Genomic DNA, 18,936 nt, shown 5'->3' with positions numbered 1-18,936 from the left:
GAACCCGGCTTCCTTACCGTTACTTACTCGTGGCCTTTTGAGCAGCAACCTGTGGCAAGGTATTAAGTGCTTCGCGGAATTCATCAATATCTCTAACATTAGGCAAGGTTACCGTCATGTTTTGGATTGAGAGGGAGTTCGTGGTTCCCCCACCGATGAATCCGGCGTTTTCTGGACGGTATAGAATCGTCTTTAGTTCCTTCCCAAAGATTTCCCCTAGGTCTTTAGAAACAGCCTTAAACTGTTCCGTAAATCCTTTCATCAGATCTTGGTAGTTATTGTTGCTGGAGATGGTGCTGTTCCCCGTAGCACGATTCAAAATGTCCTTATTAGTTTCTACAAACTTGTTGTAGGCTTCAATTGGCTTTTCCAGTAGTGATGGATCAAAGCCCTTAATATCACCAAGCACAAATTCTTTACTCTTAGCAAGATCTTGAATTTCACGCTTTGCCTCGTCTTGGTTAACTGAGCCATCGGTCATGGCGTCAATAATTTCCTTAAACTTGGTGTTAAAGTCGTTAATTTCACTCTGCTTCAAGTCTTCCAGTTGTTGCTTGTCAGTGTTAACTTCTTTCCGTGCGTCATCGACCTGGGCTTGGTCATAGACGTAAGTGTTTTGGAAGCGCCCGTCTGCCGTCTTAGTGATCGTCTGTACGTCACGCTTGTGGAGTGCGTTGTTCAGCTTCTGTTGAGCTAGGGCCAGGTCTAATTGCTTGTCCACATAGTCGGCTTCAGCTTTTGACAATCGTTCTTGTCGATCCAGGGCACCAATCTTCTTATCAATTGTCTTGTCTTCCAATTCCGTGATCTTCAGCCGCATTTCTTCAATCCGCAGTTCCTTTTGGGAGCGCGTGTACCAAAGGTCTTGATCAAACTTGGCTTGATCCATCGTCTTGCCACCGTACGTATTCCGTTGCACGGCCTTCATATTTTCGTCGAGTGACTTCTTAAATTGGGTCCGCGTTTCATCTAGTAATGTCGTAATCAACGATTCTAGGTCGGCTTGGTATCCTTCAACCATTTCGGATAGTTGGTTGTATTCAAATGATCCCTTTTCGTATTGCGACATTTCCTGGCGAATCTTCGCAATCTTTTCGAGGTAAAGATCATACCGATCCATATCCGCGTCAATTTGGCGCCCGATCAAGCGTGCCTGGGTAGCACCATCAAGGTTCAAAGCGTCAGCAATCGTGACCAAGTTTGAGACCGTTTCGCTCATTCGTTGGTACTTGTCCAGCGTTTGGTCGATTAACTGTTTCTCATACTCAAACCGTTGCTTGATCGCTTCCTTGATATTGTTTTGGGCTTCAATCGCATTATCAGTGTATTCCTTGATTTGATCCTTGATATTCTTCAGCTGTTCGGAGTTCATGGACGGGTCTTTTGCCATTTGCTGGAGAGTAGCGATCGCCTTTTGGTCTGCACTGATTTCTTCCTTTAACACTTGCTCTTGGAGGTTCAGCTGCTTGTAAACCATCTCTTGGTTCAAGGCTTCTTTAGCAGAGGCCGTGTTTGCCCGAGCTAGTTTATTCGCATACTCTTCCTTCAAAGCATTCATGCGCTTCTGATATTCTTCTGAGGTCTTTTGGTATTCCTTATTGCGGGTAATCCCTGGAATATCCATATCACTGGCCGACCCCTTGGATTCAAACTGAACACGAATTGGTTCAATGGAGATAAGCGTCTTGTTGGCAAAGTCTTGGGCCATCTTTGCCAGCTCGTTATACTTCTGGAAGTTGATTTGTAGCTCTTGGTTAGCAACCTGGGCCGTCCGATCAACATTCTTCTTAGCGAAGGCGTCTAACGCGGCGTCAAATTGTTTCTCAAGTGCTACACGATCCTCAACGTTCTTTTCGTAAGCCGTCCGTTGATCAAACGAAGCAACGTCAAATGAGCTACTAATTAGGTCCGTGTAGTCCGTTCCGGAAAGCAACCCATCTTCAAGGTTGGTTACGTTGTTCTTTAACCGATCAATGCTGTCGTTTAAGTTATCAGTGTAGCGAGCTAAGTTATCAGCTACCGCAGCAATCTGATTGTCACGCATTGACTTCTTTAGTTCTTCAATCGCGTCCAAGTTTTCCATAACGGAATCGCGGATAGATTGGAGACTTTCATAAAGGTTTTGCGCGTTATCAGCTTCTTTGGTCCCGACAAAGTTAGCCTTACTCAACTCATTAAACTTCTGCATTAATTGGTAAACGTCTTCCGATTTCGTCATTATCTGATCGGCGTTATTCTTGTTCTTCATAACGTAATCAAGATCCGTTAACGATTCAGCATAACGTTCCATAATGCTCTTATGGTTTTCAACAACCGTGTTGAGGATTTCTAATGACCGTTGGAGCTTCTCGACCATCTTTTGGTCCTTAGTATTCCGATAGTCTTCTTGGTTCTTACCCTGTTGCCAAATATCGGTTTGTAGGTCCTGGATGGTCTTTGTTGCTTCCGACAGATTTTGGTAGGCCGTTTGGTACTTACCAAGGTATTCGTCAACCTTCGACGCATTATCGCCTTTAATGTCCTTCGCATGACCTAAGTTAGTAATTCGATTCCCATTGGACTGGAAGCCGAATCCGCGCAACTTATTGATCATATCCGTGACTTCTTGTTGGTAGGCGGCTTGCATTTGCTTTTGGTAAGCGATCTGCCGATTATCAACATCGATTCGTTGTTTAGCAACACTAATCAACTTATCCATGTCTTCGTCAGCTTGGGTAACCGTGTTTTCTAACTTATTGATCTGTTCGTCCAATGGCAACCCTGTGTAGAGTTGTTTATCCATATAACGCCAGTAGTCTTCATTCACAGTTTGATCGTCACCACCAGCCGAATAGTTGGTTACTGATCCTGGCATACCCGTTCCAACCGCTTGAGTTGGTCCGGCGCCCACACCTACATCAGCCGATACACCGGCGGGGATGGACCCAATACCAACCGACTTACCCTTTTTATGGTGTTCAGTAACGGTGATACTTTTGGTGATCGTAACAGTAGCGTGACGGTCAGTAACTTGGTTCAATGCCCCAACAAGGGCCAGAACATCACCCAACCCTTTGGTTTTAGCGGTTGCCGTAGCACGCTTATCAGTAACCTGGTTTAAAGCACTTACTAAACTTCTAACCTTACCAGTACCTTTAGTGGTTGCAGTAGCCGTTACTGATTTACTTTGTACTTGATTGAGGGCGCTAGTAAGGCTCTTAACCTTGCTTAATCCCTTCGTTTCTGCCGAAACATGAACCGTTATTTTCTGACCTTTAGCCGCAGATTTAATCTTGTTGACCATGCCCGAAGTATCAGCATCAGTTTTAACCCGAGCTTTCTGACCTTTAGCTGCAGATTTAATCTTGTTCTTCAGCCCGGCAGTATCAGCATCAGTCTTAACCTTAACTTTGGTACCCTTACCGGCCTTTTGTAACTTACCTTTGACGTTCTTGGCGTCTACGTCAGCCTTAACCTTGACTTTAGCGCCTTTGCCAGCCTTTTGTAGTTTACCTTTGACATTCTTCGTATCTACATCGGCCTTTACTTTTACCTTTTGTTTTTTGCCGGCACTCTTGAGCTTAGAGTTCATGCTCTTTGTATCAAGGTCGGCCTTTACTTTGACCTTCTTTTGGCTCTTTTTAGCCCCTTTGCTTCCGGAGCTTGCCCCCTTAGATTTTGCCTGTGCCTCTTTTTTACCTTGATTTTGTGCTTCCTTAACAGCTTTCTTGGACTCACTTGCCTTTTTTGCATTAGCTTGACGTTTTACTGAGTCACGCCCGCGTTGACGTGCTTTTTCTTCGTCACGCCCTTCTTTTTCGGCTTTCTTGTTATTTGAACTAGACTTCTTTTTAGTAGAGCTATAACCACTCTTAGGTTTTGACGACGATGACTTCTTGCCAAAGCCTAAAGCCTTAGCCAACATCTTCCCTAATTGAGAATTAGCCTTAATTTGCCCCGCTTTAGCAGTGCCTTTCTTTTTACTACTATCAGTGGTCTTGTTTGTCTTAGTGGTTTTATTGGTTTTACCATTACCACTATTTCTGCTTTTACCAGAATTGTTATTCTTCGTAGCAGTTTTAGGGACCTTTAAACCAAGCTGTTTAGCCAATGACTTTTGAGCTGATTTAGAAAGTTTCCCGGCCTTCAACAAATCGTTGTAAGCCTTGCGTTGGGCATCTTTATTACTTTTTAGGCCGTCACTCTTCATCTTTTTATTGAAGTCACTCTTGGAAACTTTACCCTTTTCGCCTTTTAAACTACCAACGGCAGATTTAATAGCGGCTTTTTCGACCTTATTTAGCTTCCCGTCACTACCCTTGCCGGGCATAGTAGAAGATTCGGTCTTTCCATTTGAGTTACCATTGGACCATTTTTCAAGAGCCTTAGCCTGTTTAGCTGTTAATAACCCTTTGTTCTGGGCGTCTTTTAAAGCTGCCTTCCGTTCTGTACTAGAAAGTGCTTTCCCCAGATCCTTAAACTGACTCTTAGAAAGTGAGCTTAGTCCCTTTGTAGCTTCAGCGAACCCTTTTAGGGTTTTTGCATCACCATTCTTAGTAAAGTTCTTTTTACGTGCTGCTAGTGCCGCGTCTTGCTGTTCCCCAGTAAGGTTCGATTGTCTTAGCGCGGCGTCAAACTGAGTATAGTTCATTTTGGTTCCGCTTATCGCCTGTGATTGGGCAATGGCTCCAGCTACTTGCGCCCCAGTAGCTTTCCCCCCACGGGCATTGTTCACAACAGAGGCGATAGTATTGGCGGCCGCCTTCCCTTTGGCGATATTGGAAAGTATCTTGGTTGGGTCACCATCCATACCTTTCGTGAGATCAAGGGCTTGACCAATAGACATAGTTCCGTCTTTTTGATACTTACTCCCCATACTCTTAAATAACGAACGGCCCCGCTTAGTGGTAACAGCACCAGAATTAAATCTAGCAATCTTACCGTAATCCAAGAATCCAGTATTAGGGTCATATAACGCTTCTGCGTTAGCGGCATTTTTATGCTTGCCACGGTATTTTTCGACCTGTGACTCATCACGAATAGCCGCTTTAATAGCCTTATTCCCAAAGCCGTGTTGCTGTTGATATTGTGCGGCTATTCCGGCCATCGCACCGATATTCCCAGCGCCAAAACCACCGGACATCAAAGCTCGCATCATGGACGAATTGCTTCCGTTCAAAGCGGCATTTTGAATCTTTTCAATATTCTTTTTGCCAATACCAGAAGCAGTTAACACATCGTTCAAGTTCTTTTTAGCGGTAGCAACATCCGACCCGTTCTTATCAGCACCAGAAGCAATAAGGTCACGAAGGTTTTTAACAACCCCCAAACCCGCTAGTTTTTGCTCCTCCACTGACATATTAGAAACTTCGTCCTTGGTCAACATGCCATTCGCATAATTTTCACCAAACGCCCCAATAGCTTGTCTCGTTGATTTTTGTGCCTTAGCGACCATGGCCGATAATTTACGCCCTTCTTTGGAGTTCCAAAGGGCTGCGTTGTTCGGACCGACCATAAACGATTGTCGAAGTGCATCCTCATCCTTGTGTAGTGACGAGGCACCCTTACCGGCATTGCGACCAGTATGACGACCCGTGACTGAGTAACTATCTCTAAGAGCGTCTAATTTTTTATTATATACGGAATTGCTTTTTAGCAATTTGTCCATATTTTTGCCGCTTAGAGCTTTGACAACATTTTGGTTTTGTTTAAACGCGTCAGATGCTAATTTGCTTGCGTCGTCCTTTTTGACGTTTTGCAAAACTTCTTGCAGGTCTTTAACCTTTTTAAGGACATTACCAACTTCCTTTTCGCCAGTAATTCTTAATTCAAGACCATTCTTTTTCGCTATTGAGTTGTAGGTATCTTTAATGTCTTTTAACGTGCCTTTATCTAGCTTAGACGCTGGATTAAGACCACTTAATGAATCACTAAGTTGTTTGGCCCCATCAATTCCTTGTTTAAGACTACCGTTTACAAGTCCATTATTTTCAATAGACTGGCTAGTCTTATCAATAGAACCGGCAGTGGCATCCAAGCTCTTGTTAAGAGCATTTGCGGCCGTACGTGCTGGATGAAGCGCCTTAGTAAACTCTTTAACAGGGTGAATACCAAATGCGTTTAGTACCATCCCAGTAACTGTAACGGCATCAAATATTAATCCAACAGCCCCAGCAAATTGGGCAACAGTATCTACTCCGGCCAGAGCAACACGCCCGACTGTTTTTACTGTCGAACCGATTCGAGCTATTTTACTAGCCCCTTTAGCGGCGGTAGTGGCCGCCCCCTCGGCTACCCTTGCGCTATTTTTCATAGCGCCACCAGCCATAATGGCGTGTTCACCAACGCCTTTCATGGTGTCGCCAAGGCCCTTTTGACTAGTACGAGCCTTTTTACCAGCACTTGCTAGTTCCTGTTCAGCTTTGGCCGCTGACTTAGTTGCGCCGCCGCCCACATATCCACCACCGGACAATTGTGGTTCATTTTCTTGTGATGAATGTCTTGGGTCATAAACGTCATTCTCTTTTCGAGGAATGTATTCTCGCGGTGCCAATCCAAATTGTCCGCGAAGTTTATTCATTTCATCATTAAAACGTTTGCGTGCAAAGACACGTCTGTTGACCTTACCCCGGCTACCTCTACCTTCGACACCGAGCGCTTCAAAATCCCTTGCAAAATCTTCACGTCTTTGACCGATACCAAGATAATCATTGAAGTTTCTTAATAATCCATTCAAAGCGCGACGAGCCATTAGAATACCGCCCGTCATAGCGGCCCAACGCGCAGTGGACATCAACCCCTGACTTGAGGTTAGTTTCTGCCCAATGCTAAGGAACTGATTTGCCATCCCAAGCATATCAGCGATACCTTCTCTGCCACCCGTTAAGTTGGCTAAGAACTGACGCCAATTGTTTCCAAGTGCGGCCAATTGGAATTGAATGGACTTCTTTTGCTTTTCCATTTCTTGGTAAGCAGAACCGCTCTTTCCAAGTCCAGTTTGACCTTCTGCTTCACTGGTTGCCTTCTTAACAATATCCCAGTTGTTAAGCATACCAGTAAATTGAGCTGAGTGTTCCTTACCAGCGGCGTATAGGGCGGCGTCTTGCTTTTTTTGTTTACTCAACGTACCCCATACTTTGGACAGATCGTCCATAACTTGGTATGTTGACTTCATCTTCCCATTAGAGTCTTTTAAATCGACACCTAAACCATGGAAGAATTCAGCACGCTTCTTGTCGGTTGCCGTTACTCCGGAACTCATCTTGGCGAAGTTTTGGGAAATTGCCTTGATAGACCGACCAATAACGTCACCACCAGCACGAGTAGCTTCTTGGGCACCAGTAATCATCCCAGTAAGTTGTCCGAATGTAGTACCAGTGGCAGACACAACGGCACTAGCCTTACTGTATGCCTGCCCCAAGTCCGTCATTTCAACGGCGTGCTTGTTGGAAACTTCGTTCATTGAGTTAATAATATCGTCAGCTTTTAAGTGTTGACGCTTAAAAGAGTTTAACGGCACAGCCATGTAATTAACCATGTCATTAACGTCAACATCACCAACGAAAGAACCCATCACCGACCGTTTAGCCAAAGCATTAGATTGCTTTAGGTTGTAACCGGCTGTGGCCCATTGTTCGACCGCGTTAGCATATTCTGGTACTGACTTCCCAACAGAAGAGGCATCCTTGTAGATCCCCTTAGTCCATTTTTCAACAGCCTTTTGGCTATCTGGGACGACCTTGGTAACCTTAGTAACAGCACGGTCGACTTCATTCATGCTCGAAATAATGCCAGCTAATGAATACCCAGCTGTTTGAAGAGCGGACCAAACATTGTAGCTATCACCAAATCCTCTGGTATTTCTTCTCCCGCTACTATAACGAGCCGTGCTTTGTCGAGCATCTTTCGCAATTCCTATATTCTTTGAAAGAGCAATATCCTTTTGAGCGGCTAAATATGCCTCTTCATTAAATTGTTTATTAACCCTTGCGAGTTCTCGCTGTTTACTAAGTTGTTCATTCAAAAAATTGCTACGTGCCCTGTAAGCATTACGCTCAGCAGAGCTAAGACTCGCATTTCTAGCACTGCGTTCCGACCGCGCCAATTCTTTTTCAAGCGAAATAAGTTTCTTTAAACTCGATTCGGCATCTTTAACTGCGGTCTTCAAACCCTGCTCATCGGCCTCAATGCGGACTCTAACGACCTTTCCATCATTCTTCATTAGGTCTTTCATTTCCGCATTAACTTGAGCCATCGCCTGGTTTTTGCCCATACCACTATTCTGGTATAGTTTGACCATCTTAGCCCTTGTAGCATCAAGCGATTTTTCGACTTGTGCCACCTGGTTCTTATAATGACTAACTAGATCGTCAGTCATATTGGCTGGGCTAATCTTGTTTTTGGACGTCTTAATCCGTTCAATCTCTTGATATAGATCACGAGCATTACGCCGAAGGGAATTTAACTGACGTTCAGCCGAAGCAACACCCTGCACACGAGTACGAACTTCGACATTGCCAGATCTTTTACCGCCCTTTCCAATCGCTTTTTCAAGAGCTTTGTCTGCTCCGGCCCCCACCACAGAAGCATGAATTCGAATTGGCTTTTCTGCCAATTTCTGCAATTCCCGTAGATTCCGGGTTAAATTGTTAATGGCTTTATCGCCTTTAACGTCGGTGTGAATGGTTACTTTTTTGGAATGACCTTCGATAGCCTCATCTAATTGTTTTTTAATACCATTAAGCGATTTCGAGCTTAATCTGGCATTAATACGGGCTGTCCCGTCAACATTTATGTCTTTGAGTCCCTTTAATTGGTCTTCGATTTGTTTTTGAATATCGCCTTCTTTTAAATGGACCCGAACGTTAATCTGTAATTGTTCTGCCAATTACTCTCACCGCCTATTGAATGTTTTTTGATTTTTGCGTTTATACCATTCATTGCGGTTTCGTTAATTAAATACCCATCAAGTTGTTAATTTCTTTTAGGGTTTCGGACGCGTCCTTCTTTTCCATGTAGAAACGAGAAGTCGTGTCCATCGATTCATGGTGGGCTAATTCCTTAGCCAATTCGATATTCCCGGTTTGCCCAATTTGGTTTAACCGTGACTTCCGAATACTGTGTGGCCGGAAATCACCAATCCCCACAATCTCACCAATCTTACGAATACGGAGCGCTAATGCTTGCTTACTCATTCTTTCACCTTCACGGTTATAGAAGAACGCATCCGTTTCAATACCATTTTCTTTACGCCATTCAAGATATTCGATAATCATTTGCTTGGTCCGATCAGTGAATGGAATGTCCACGATCTTGCCACGTTTCTCGCGAATATCGGTAAATACATTGCGCGACAAATCTAGGTCTGAAACACTTAACCGTTGTAGTGCACCAATCCGGCAGGCACTATCAAATGCAATGTTCCAGATTAATTCGTCTTGTCGATCATACTTATTTAATGTGGTCTTGTCTTGCGCTAAAGTTTCAGTGATCAAATCAGTCTCTTCTTTGTGGAGGAAGTGAACCGAGATCCGCTTTTCATCTTGAGCACCCTTAATGCGATCCAACTTCCCATCAAATGGATGATTCTTAATCAAACGACGCTTAGTAGCCCAGATATAGAAGCTAGACACAGCACTTAATTTAGTGTTAATTACCTTCTTACCATTACCACATTCTTCCGCCAAGAACGCCATGTATGACTCCATAACGTCTAGCATTTCATCTTCAATAAAGTCTTCGTCAAGTAAATAAAAGTTATCCCACTCTTCTGCAATGTAGCACATGAATATGTTCATGTAAGAGTGGTAAACCTTATAAGTAGTACCTTTAACGTCGGAGTTTTGGATTGTCCGACTCTTTAAATATCGATCATAGATCTTCAAATTCTTTGGGTTGACTTTAGCCATACGGGCTTTAGTCGCATACCGCACGATCTTACGATTCGACTTGGTTTGGTACTTTAAACCCTCTCGTCTTTTCAAATTATTACCTTCTAACCTTCTGTTACTTCAAACCCAGCAGCTCTCAATTCTTCTGCTAGGATATGGATAAACTGTTCTTGATACATTCCATAGGTACGCTCAAAATATCCAGAACCATGGTGTGGCACCAATCCGCCGCCACCGTATTCAAGTAAAGCTGGCATTTCAGTATTAAATGCCTGACCTCTCACGCCCATGTGAACACCCCATTGAATAGGTCTATGGTTCACAGCATTCCTATTTTTTACGGTCCCGACGTGTACTGGGGCAACCATGCTCATTCTCGAACCATCCATGCTAATAGTTAGCGACAGTCCGCTACCGGTAATATTGATCGCATTGACCAACTCACCAGTAGATACATATCCATTAGAGGCCCTACCGGCCGGCCAGTCTTTGGCAGCTTGTTCTCTCAAAATTTGATATGCCAACGCCCTAATTCGTCCCTGTAACGCCGCAATCGAGGTACTTCTAATTTTCCCTTCAATCTCTTCGGCGCCAGTAACGTCAATATCAAGCGTCCCGTGTAATTCAATCGTCGCCATCTTTTTTACCTCAAAAATAAAAAGGATAACGCAAAAGAAAGGTGGACCATCTATCCATCTTTCTAATTACTTGCGTTATCCTTATACCATTTGTTAGTTGACGCTAAATACCTTGGTACTTTTCGTCTAATTCAGTTGACATTTTCGTTTGTTCCGGGTCTAGATCGGCCCCAACAACGTGGTCAACTTCTTGATCAGATTCCGGTAGACCACTTGCGATAGTCCTTTCACCATTTCTGATTTGTTCTTTGATCTTTGCCTTAGTCATGTTATTCGCTTTCGCTTCCGCCAATTCATTAGCGTTTTGTGCCAGACCAGACAACATCATTCGACCTTCGTCCGTTTTAGCGGCCGACGAAACATAATGGTCCATCGTAGCATCACGCACATCATTCGAGCGTTCTACGACATCTTCCATCTGTACAATATTCCGATAGCGAAGAATCATGAACGTATAAATTTGTGTCACGATACCAGACAAGACCTGCATAACATTTAGCAAATCAATCGTAGGACTTTCGATGATCTTTTGCATTTCATCTTCAGTCATATCTTTGTCAATCTCAATATCCGTAAGCAAAGGAATTAACTCTTTAAGAATTGTTTCCCCACGTACATTGAGCATCATACCATCGTCGTCTTCCCCATCTTTAGATTCCGAGTTAAACGATGCAACCACATCGTTCATTTGCATAATACGATCAATGTCACTTTGCGACGGTTCAAAAATCGTAATTGGACCCGTAGTCCCATCAATAATTTCGCGGATCATGCGGTTTTCCGGATCATTGTATAAACTTCTAAACTTTACCAAATCTCTCTCGCTTTCCCGCTTATACCATTCTTACATTAATATTATATCACACTTTGTAAGCGCTTACAATAGTTTGACAAAGGTTTTTGCATTATTTTTTATTTTCTTCAATCTTTTCTACCGTAACTGGTGTTGGGTCAGCAATCACACCAACCAGACCAAAGATTGTCAATAAAGTGTTGATCAAGGCTTGCCAAGCACCGAGGTCCCCAGTGAACTTAAGCCCAAAGCAAGCCGCCACTTGTTGTACTGCTACGATAACCAAACTGATTAACGGAGCTAAAATCTTGCCGTTGATACTGCCATCTGGTTTAACTAGCGCTTTCTTGATCTTTTCAAACATATTTTAGTGGCCCCCTAGCCAAATCGTAATTAGCCCTGTGGCAATGGTGACGAAGGCGCCGACAGCGGTTCTCCAAAACCATTGCATAGAGTTCTGCAATTTTTTGATTTCTTCTTCGTTCTGTTGCGCCAAAGTCAATGCTGCATTTGACCGCCTTTCAGTTTCGTCGAAATGTTTGGTCGCTTCTTCGATCCGCGTTACACGGTCTTTAATATCCATGAGCATTTCTAATACTTTGTCGTTCCCCATTTCCATCGATTATCACCACCTATTACATATGTTATATAACAAGTGGCGTGAATAAAGGGACGGGCGTCCCCGTTTTCTTGGTAAAACTTGCATTTTAGTTACTTAGCGCCGTCCGTACCAGCAACTTTCGTTTCTTCCGTCTTAGCAGATTCGTCTTCGGCTACTTCTGCGGCAATTGCGTCTTGTTGTTCATAGACGTAGTTTTGGAATTCAGCAATATCTTGCCGAATTTCCCGCTTATTTGCCGCATATAGTTCCGGTGCGTGTACCTGTTGGTTTACGTAGTCAGAGTCACCAGCCGTAGACAACGTTGCTGACATACTTACTACCGTAGTCCCATTAATCTTGGATTCACCAGACAGGTTCGTAGTTCTATTCTTTACTAATGCCATTATTAAGCACCTTCCTTAACATCAGACTTTTGCAATTCTTGGATCAACTCGTTTGCTTTTTCCAAAGCAACTTGATTTGTTACTACCTGATATTCAAGTTCAGCAATCCGAGTTAATAACCGTTGAGTAATTTGAGTTTGTGTTTCTTGTTGATCGTTATTATTGTTCATTATCTGTACCACTCTTTCTTTCTGCATTAATAATATTCACTAAATCTGGGTCCACACCTTTTTCAACACATAACGCCTTTTGTTCTTTAATCGCGGTAGCCATAAATTTAGTCTGTTCACTTTTAATCAGTTCGTCGTCTTCTTTTGTCGTAATTGCAGTACCATCATCGTTGTACCCAACAATGCGCCCAATGCCACCGATAGTCGTAACGACTGGGGTCTCACCATCGCCATTAAGATAAGTGTGCATTTGAGCAACATGCCTACCATTTTCGTCATAAATAGTTTCTTGCAATTGTATTTGTTGGGTTTGATCATCTTCCATAATAATGACTTTTTTCATTTCAATGCCCCTTGTATTAAACAATAAAGTGTACACCACCAGTATTATCTGGGTTATTATTACTGGTACCAATATTGTTCATATCCTGTCCAAAGTTAATAAAATGCTTCCCCCAAAAGGCACTTACATTACCTTGAGGGTGGAATACAAATCCTCCATTGGCAACCTGCATATCTTTACCGCCATTAATTAGGTCAACTCGTATAATGCATGGCGCTTTTCCATCGTTATCCCAGTTATTAACATGCAACCATCCAATTGCTAATCCCGTCCAAGTCTTTGTCCCATCCTTTGTGCCAGCCCCCGATGGGTGGAAATAAAAGTCGTTAGTAATGATACGCCCATATGGGGTAACACCCGAAGGATTAAATTGAATACCGTTACCCTGCGGCTTACCTGTGCTATCAACGGCTTCGATAGCAGTATAATAATTGTTAGGATCCACAGAACCCGGTAATTTTTTGCCTAAAATTGTAATACCTCGAGTAACTGGAACCCCGCTTTCTGATTGCCATCCATATATTGAAGAATAAGGATCTGGATAAATGTGATCAGCTAAGTGTATTCCCTTTTTATACACATCACCATTAATATTAACGTCTCTCCAATTAACCAATAGTTGAGGTTGTATAAAATCTTCACCGGTTGGGGAACTATACCCAATGGCGATATAGTTGCCACCATCATAATTATCACCGGTGTTATTCTTTGTTGGGGACGCACCAATAGATAGCCCATTATAATCAGTTTTAGTTCTAAAGTGAGTCTGCTCGATTACTCCATATGCAACACCATTGCTATAATTTGCGCTATTACCCCAGAAAGACATACCGTATGACATAGCTTTCAATCTTAACGACCCACTCCCAATAGTGATTGACGAACTATCAATAATGAGTGACTGTGTTTTGTCTGAATTTGAAATTGTAATATTGCTACCAGTTAAATCGATTTGACCTGATTTACCCTTTAAGATAACTGTTGGGACATTCAGTGTTCCACTAATACTGGTATTCCCATTAATTTGTATTTTCGTAGCATCAATTTTTACCCCCTCAGTGGAGGCATTAATACTATTAATAACCTTGCCAGTATCAACCTTTAAGGCAATACTATTACTATTCTGCTCAATAGTAGCTTGGGCCGCACTCAATCCTTTTTGTAAATTCGTAGTTTTACCTTCAATTGTTTTAGGGTTATCACTCCACTCCGCATCATTATGAAGTCCTTTTTCTAGCTTATAAGAACCAATATGAATTTTTGTATTATTGCTCGAAGATTCAACACGAGGATAAACATTACCCGGTTCTGAAACCTCAAATGGGAATACGAACTTTTGCCACCGGTTCTGCACATTGGGGACCGCAGCAGATTGTTGGAATATGATGGCTGCGTTACTGTCTTTATCACGTGCCAAATTAGTATAAATATATACTGGGTCATTCCCCTCTATATAAACCAATCCAGAAAATGTATATGTCCCATTTGGCAGCCACCTTACTTGAGTATTACCATTCCAAGCGCTATTTTGTTTTAGAGCAATGTTACCATTAGCATCTTTCCAATTGTCCGATTGCGAAACGTTACTGCTATTAAAATCGAATCCCTCAAATGTTGAGCTTCCCGTAAATAAGTTACCAGATCGATCTTGAGAGCTTGCACACCAAGGGGTCGGATTGTCACCAACCTCTAATTTCTCGTTTCTTAGCTGAATTTCTTGATCACCAGTAGCTAAACCATCAGTATTTATAATATTTACTTCCATAGATAAGGCGCCTTTTGGTTTCGCTACTGGATGACAAATAGCAGTCTTTGTCTCTCCCGGTGCCACCTCAGTTCCCCAACGTCCACTATTAGCAATACGGCCACCATTCGAGTCCAACCAAATTAATTCTGGGACAACAGTTCTATTGGAAGTATTCTTAACATCAATGGAATATACAAAGGTTGTTCCTTCACCAAACTGAATCATTGATGGGTGAGCAGTATTAGCGGTACTAGTATGCCACCATGGATTAGTCGAACTATGAAGTGGAATTCGTCGCCAATTAGGACTTGTTCCTACAAGAATATTGTCGTGATTGTTTAAATCAATAGTCTTTTGATTGCTACCACTACCAACTGTGAATTTAAAGCCATCAGCTGTTTGTTCCATGGAGGAATATTGCAACGTATTATTTTGGAGATTTGTCACATTAGTTCTAATCCCGTCAATAGATACGTCAAAATCTGTTTTTCTAACGGTTGCAGGAACATAATTATGGGCTATTGAACCACGCTCAATTTGCAATTGATCAACTTGTATTTTTTTACCCTGCGTATTACTTGCGGCGCCAGAATATATCAGAACCTTGTTGGGTTGTATACCACCCAAAGTTGACGAATCTTGTGTTACTGTCAGAGTAACGCTATCACGTCTCCCCGGCCGTAAAAACTGTTGATTTGCGGCCTGTTTCGTTATTTTTTCATCGTATAAAACAACTTGGACACCACTAGGGTCATTACCAGTTAGGAATTTAGTTTCAGCAGATACGGTAATTGTATCGCCGATTTTAAGACCATCCGGGATCAGAATTGTACCCCATTTCCAACCATTGGGCTGTTTATTGGCTGTATCATCAACAATAAAACTCTCTAAATTACCAGTATTTTCCATTAACTGTAAAGCAATATTGCTACCGCCATCAGATAATTCAGATATTGTTGGTGACCAGTCGGTTGCTATAGTTCCCAGTTCTTGCTGTGGATGCCGAAATTTAACCGTGATTGATTGCCCAGTATTATTCACGATCCCCATGGTTGATTCGTCCCATAAGGCGGTATGATTTTTATTCTTCTCCGCTTTGTTCCAAGCAGTAAACGATACCTTTACCCATTGATTAGTTGGTATCGCAGTTGTAGTTGATGGTGACTGTGTAGACAAACTTCTTTCGTCGTTATCATTACCATCGAGGTTGGAGTCGGCAACAACACCATGATTATTAATATCATAACTCCAAGTCAACCCCGGATTGGTTACATAGACTTCGATCGAATCGGTATAAGCTTGCCCCCAAGGTACTTCCATTTTTGACTTATTAAATCCTATACCGCCACCCCAAGCACCACCGGCACCACTTGGAATCGTAACGGTATAAACATCAGTATTCCCATCATAACTAACAAGGGTACTATTTACAGCGCTAATCAAATTGTGGCTCATGTAGTTCGTGCCCCCGACCGAAATCCCGTCGATCTTATTATCAATACTACTAAACTTAGTGCTGAAGTGATCGTCCGTCATAGACAGGATGCCCTCTTTAATGGTCCCCCGTCCATTCTTCAAATCGTTGGTAACTGAGGTAACGGACGCCTTAATTTCACTATCGGTTTGTTCTAACTTACTTGCGCGAGATTGCAGAGAGCTAATACTTGAATCGGTGTCTTCAGGAGCCGGTGACCAGTCGGTGGGCTTGTTACCTTTTTCTATTTTAATTTTCCATGCTCTAATCTGATTAGTCGAGCCAGGATGATAAGTGTTCACTCGTAACACATATTTCTTTGTTGGATGCTCCCAGGTAAATGTTGTACCTTTTGCAGTATTTTCATCAGATATAATCTGATTGATTCCTGCATTATCTACAAGCCATAAAACACATTTATCGGATTCTTGGCTCGGATTATGTTCCTGAGAAAACACTCCATTAGTTTGTCCCGATATGGTGTATTGTTCCCCGTTAACTAATTCAACTACTGAGTCGTGATACTCATCATAATTGTCAATTGGACGATCTGTATGTGGCTGAAATGGCCCCACTGAATTTTGAAGCAGGTTCGTGCCCCCGACCGAAATCCCGTCGATCGTTTTGCTCAAGGTCGAAACGCTAGACGTAATACCATCAGCTTTAACCTCTAGGTTGGCCGCCCGTTGTTCTACCCTACTAATTGCACCAGACAATGATGATTTAGCCGCATCGATATCTTGGGTTACTTTAGTTTGGTCAGCCTTTAATGCAATGGCGTGATCGTTCTGTTCAATTCTCGTTCGTTGTTGTACAACTTGTTCATGTAGGTCAGCAGCGTTTGGAGCATATTCACCAGAATCTTCCCCATTAGCTACCGTCCGTGCCAAAACATTGGTTACGTACAATACACCATTCTTAGGCAATACAATGTGGACAGCCATGTATTGGGTATCATCACGCGTTTGGTTGTATTTGTAAGTTACCCGGTGTGGACCATGGTCAAATAACGTCTCTCTCGTAATCTTAAAATCACTGAACCCGACTTCTTGAGTAAATACCCGTTTTTGGTCCGCGTTATAACTTTCTAAAATCACGATATTATCGTTGTCGATCGCCCCAGCGTTATCCGTCCGAATATCAAGAGCAACCGTTACAATACCCTTCTTAACCCGGAACAAGTTACTGGTCAATCCAATTGGACTATCAGCAGTCAGCCCAGATTGTTCCATTTTAGCCCATTTCAGACCATTATCATCTTCAACAATCCGTACCTTCGGGCTAACGTTGGTCCACTTATCGTAACTATTCTTTAGGTTCCCAAACGAACTGTTAAGGATCAGGTTTGAACCGCCATCAGCCATTTGACCAATTGCTTGGTTGGTAAATGATTGATATTCAGAAGTCAAACTCTTGGAAGTGGCGCTGATCTTGCCATCAAACTCTTGGCGTAAGCCATCAGTCTTGGCTACAATCGTTTGGTTCGCTACTTCAACACCGTGTTCCGTTTGAGTGATTCGTGATTCATCTTGTTGCTGGCGATCGGAAAATTCTGATTGTTTAGTGATCGTTGATTCTAACTTATCAGCCGTCAGCTTTAAGTCGTGTGCAAGCTTTTCAGTCGTTGCGTATTGATCACCGGTATTAGTTGACCATGCACTAGGCCGATCAGATTGTTCCAGCTTTGGTTCCGAAATAATCAGATTACCTTGCGTAGAAGTATCACCAGTAATCCTAATATCTTGTTTAACGATAGTTGGCACAAACGTCCAGTAAACGCGTTGGTATTCGCCTTTGTCTTCCTTAACCTTCATATTGGTTAATTCAGCACTACCATACCAAGCCCGCGGCTTCTTACCTTTTTCAACCCACATAGCAAGCGTAAACGTCTTGCTCATATCATCAGTATCTAAATCAGTCGTTTGGGTTAAGTATGCCCCATTCCGGATCGATACCGACTTAACATCATGTTGGGTGTCAAATAGGTGGTCGTCGTCGATAATATCGTTACCGTTTAAAGACCAATCATTGGAAAAGTCCCGTGAATACTTCAAACGGTTCTCGCGATACTTGGTAAAGTCGTCCATTTCCTTGTACATGGTTTCCTTGGTAACAGAAGCCTTGATACCTTGGGCGTTTTGTTGAATATCGCTTTCAGCTTTCTGAACTCGTTGGGTAACCATATCAAGTTCATTGTTGGAAGCCTTCGTTGACAGCTCATTATTCAGCTGTCTAACCATCGTTTCTTGTTCTTGAAGTTTGGTCCGTGCTTCATTAAAGTCGGCACTAGATACCTTAGATTCAAAACCATTTTGGAGTTCCTTAACTGACGTTTCGACAACCCCGGCTTGAATTTCCATTTCGTTAAGGTGGTCAGCCGTCTTTTGTAGATCTTCATTCGTAGCCGCCAAGCTATCTTCTAAAGCCTTTGCGCTATTCTTTAGGGCTTCAGCGTTGTCCTGTTGCATTTTCTGGACGTCAATAGCATCAGCTTTCTTTTTCAATTCTGCGGAAGCTTCTTGGAGCTTTTTATTCTGTTCTTCCGCCAGCTTTTGCAGTTCAGCAACCTTAGCTTGGACCTCGGCTTGCATTTGTGCAATTTGTTGTTGCATTTCCTGACGCTCTTGATCACTCATGTTAAGGGCGTCAGCGTTTTGGTTGGCCTGTTGTTGGATCTGGTCAACCTTATTATTAATTTCGTCGATATCACTCGCAGCAATACCATTCGTGGCGAGTTCGTTGATGGCCGAAACCAAGTCTTCCTTCGCCTTCGTTTTTAGTTTATCTAAGTCCCCAGCGTCCTTGACAGTGGCGTATTGATAATTACCATCATTGTCAAGGTACTTGATCGTCTTCTTCATCTAGCGAATCGCTCCTTATTAAAATTATTTTAAAAC

General features: G+C 42.7%; 10 protein-coding genes. All 10 read right to left on the bottom strand.

What is annotated here, in order from left to right; translation table 11 throughout:
- Window positions 1-19: 19 nt before the first annotated feature.
- Complete coding sequence (locus FC43_RS03465) at window positions 20-8,866, bottom strand: phage tail tape measure protein (protein WP_056954144.1); 8,847 nt, start codon at window positions 8,864-8,866, stop codon at window positions 20-22.
- A 67-nt stretch (window positions 8,867-8,933) separates the two neighbouring features.
- Window positions 8,934-9,962 carry a tyrosine-type recombinase/integrase gene (locus FC43_RS03460; RefSeq protein WP_156648259.1) on the bottom strand — a complete coding sequence of 343 codons (1,029 nt, stop codon included), beginning with the start codon at window positions 9,960-9,962 and terminating at the stop codon, window positions 8,934-8,936.
- 11 nt (window positions 9,963-9,973) lie between these two features.
- Complete coding sequence (locus FC43_RS03455; RefSeq protein WP_056954142.1) at window positions 9,974-10,507, bottom strand: hypothetical protein; 534 nt, start codon at window positions 10,505-10,507, stop codon at window positions 9,974-9,976.
- 103 nt (window positions 10,508-10,610) lie between these two features.
- Window positions 10,611-11,321 carry a hypothetical protein gene (locus FC43_RS03450; RefSeq protein ID WP_056954140.1) on the bottom strand — a complete coding sequence of 237 codons (711 nt, stop codon included), beginning with the start codon at window positions 11,319-11,321 and terminating at the stop codon, window positions 10,611-10,613.
- A 91-nt stretch (window positions 11,322-11,412) separates the two neighbouring features.
- Window positions 11,413-11,664, bottom strand: a complete 252-nt coding sequence (locus tag FC43_RS03445; RefSeq protein ID WP_056954138.1) for a phage holin — start codon at window positions 11,662-11,664, stop codon at window positions 11,413-11,415.
- Between the two features lie 3 nt (window positions 11,665-11,667).
- Window positions 11,668-11,919, bottom strand: a complete 252-nt coding sequence (locus FC43_RS03440) for a hemolysin XhlA family protein (protein ID WP_056954136.1) — start codon at window positions 11,917-11,919, stop codon at window positions 11,668-11,670.
- A gap of 92 nt (window positions 11,920-12,011) precedes the next feature.
- On the bottom strand, window positions 12,012-12,305 hold the full coding sequence (locus tag FC43_RS03435; protein ID WP_056954134.1) for a hypothetical protein: 294 nt from the start codon (window positions 12,303-12,305) through the stop codon (window positions 12,012-12,014).
- A gap of 2 nt (window positions 12,306-12,307) precedes the next feature.
- The gene (locus FC43_RS11035) at window positions 12,308-12,475 is read right to left on the bottom strand and encodes a hypothetical protein (protein ID WP_156648258.1); all 168 of its coding nucleotides are present in this window, start codon (window positions 12,473-12,475) and stop codon (window positions 12,308-12,310) included.
- Window positions 12,465-12,818, bottom strand: a complete 354-nt coding sequence (locus FC43_RS03430; RefSeq protein ID WP_235807579.1) for a hypothetical protein — start codon at window positions 12,816-12,818, stop codon at window positions 12,465-12,467. Before FC43_RS03430 ends, FC43_RS11035 begins: the two co-directional genes overlap by 11 nt.
- Before the next feature lie 16 nt (window positions 12,819-12,834).
- On the bottom strand, window positions 12,835-18,900 hold the full coding sequence (locus FC43_RS03425) for a coiled-coil domain-containing protein (RefSeq protein WP_056954132.1): 6,066 nt from the start codon (window positions 18,898-18,900) through the stop codon (window positions 12,835-12,837).
- Window positions 18,901-18,936: the final 36 nt, after the last annotated feature.

It is taken from the genome of Limosilactobacillus ingluviei DSM 15946, from assembly GCF_001435775.1.
In the GTDB taxonomy this organism is placed as follows: domain Bacteria; phylum Bacillota; class Bacilli; order Lactobacillales; family Lactobacillaceae; genus Limosilactobacillus; species Limosilactobacillus ingluviei.
This window is presented reverse-complemented; position numbering and strand designations above follow the sequence as displayed.

Coding starts and splice junctions, on each gene's coding strand:
- FC43_RS03435 (WP_056954134.1), bottom strand. CDS start 12,305: ATGGCATTAGTAAAGAATAGAACTACGAACCTGTCTGGTGAATCCAAG.
- FC43_RS11035 (WP_156648258.1), bottom strand. CDS start 12,475: ATGAACAATAATAACGATCAACAAGAAACACAAACTCAAATTACTCAA.
- FC43_RS03430 (WP_235807579.1), bottom strand. CDS start 12,818: ATGAAAAAAGTCATTATTATGGAAGATGATCAAACCCAACAAATACAA.
- FC43_RS03455 (WP_056954142.1), bottom strand. CDS start 10,507: ATGGCGACGATTGAATTACACGGGACGCTTGATATTGACGTTACTGGC.
- FC43_RS03425 (WP_056954132.1), bottom strand. CDS start 18,900: ATGAAGAAGACGATCAAGTACCTTGACAATGATGGTAATTATCAATAC.
- FC43_RS03445 (WP_056954138.1), bottom strand. CDS start 11,664: ATGTTTGAAAAGATCAAGAAAGCGCTAGTTAAACCAGATGGCAGTATC.
- FC43_RS03440 (WP_056954136.1), bottom strand. CDS start 11,919: ATGGAAATGGGGAACGACAAAGTATTAGAAATGCTCATGGATATTAAA.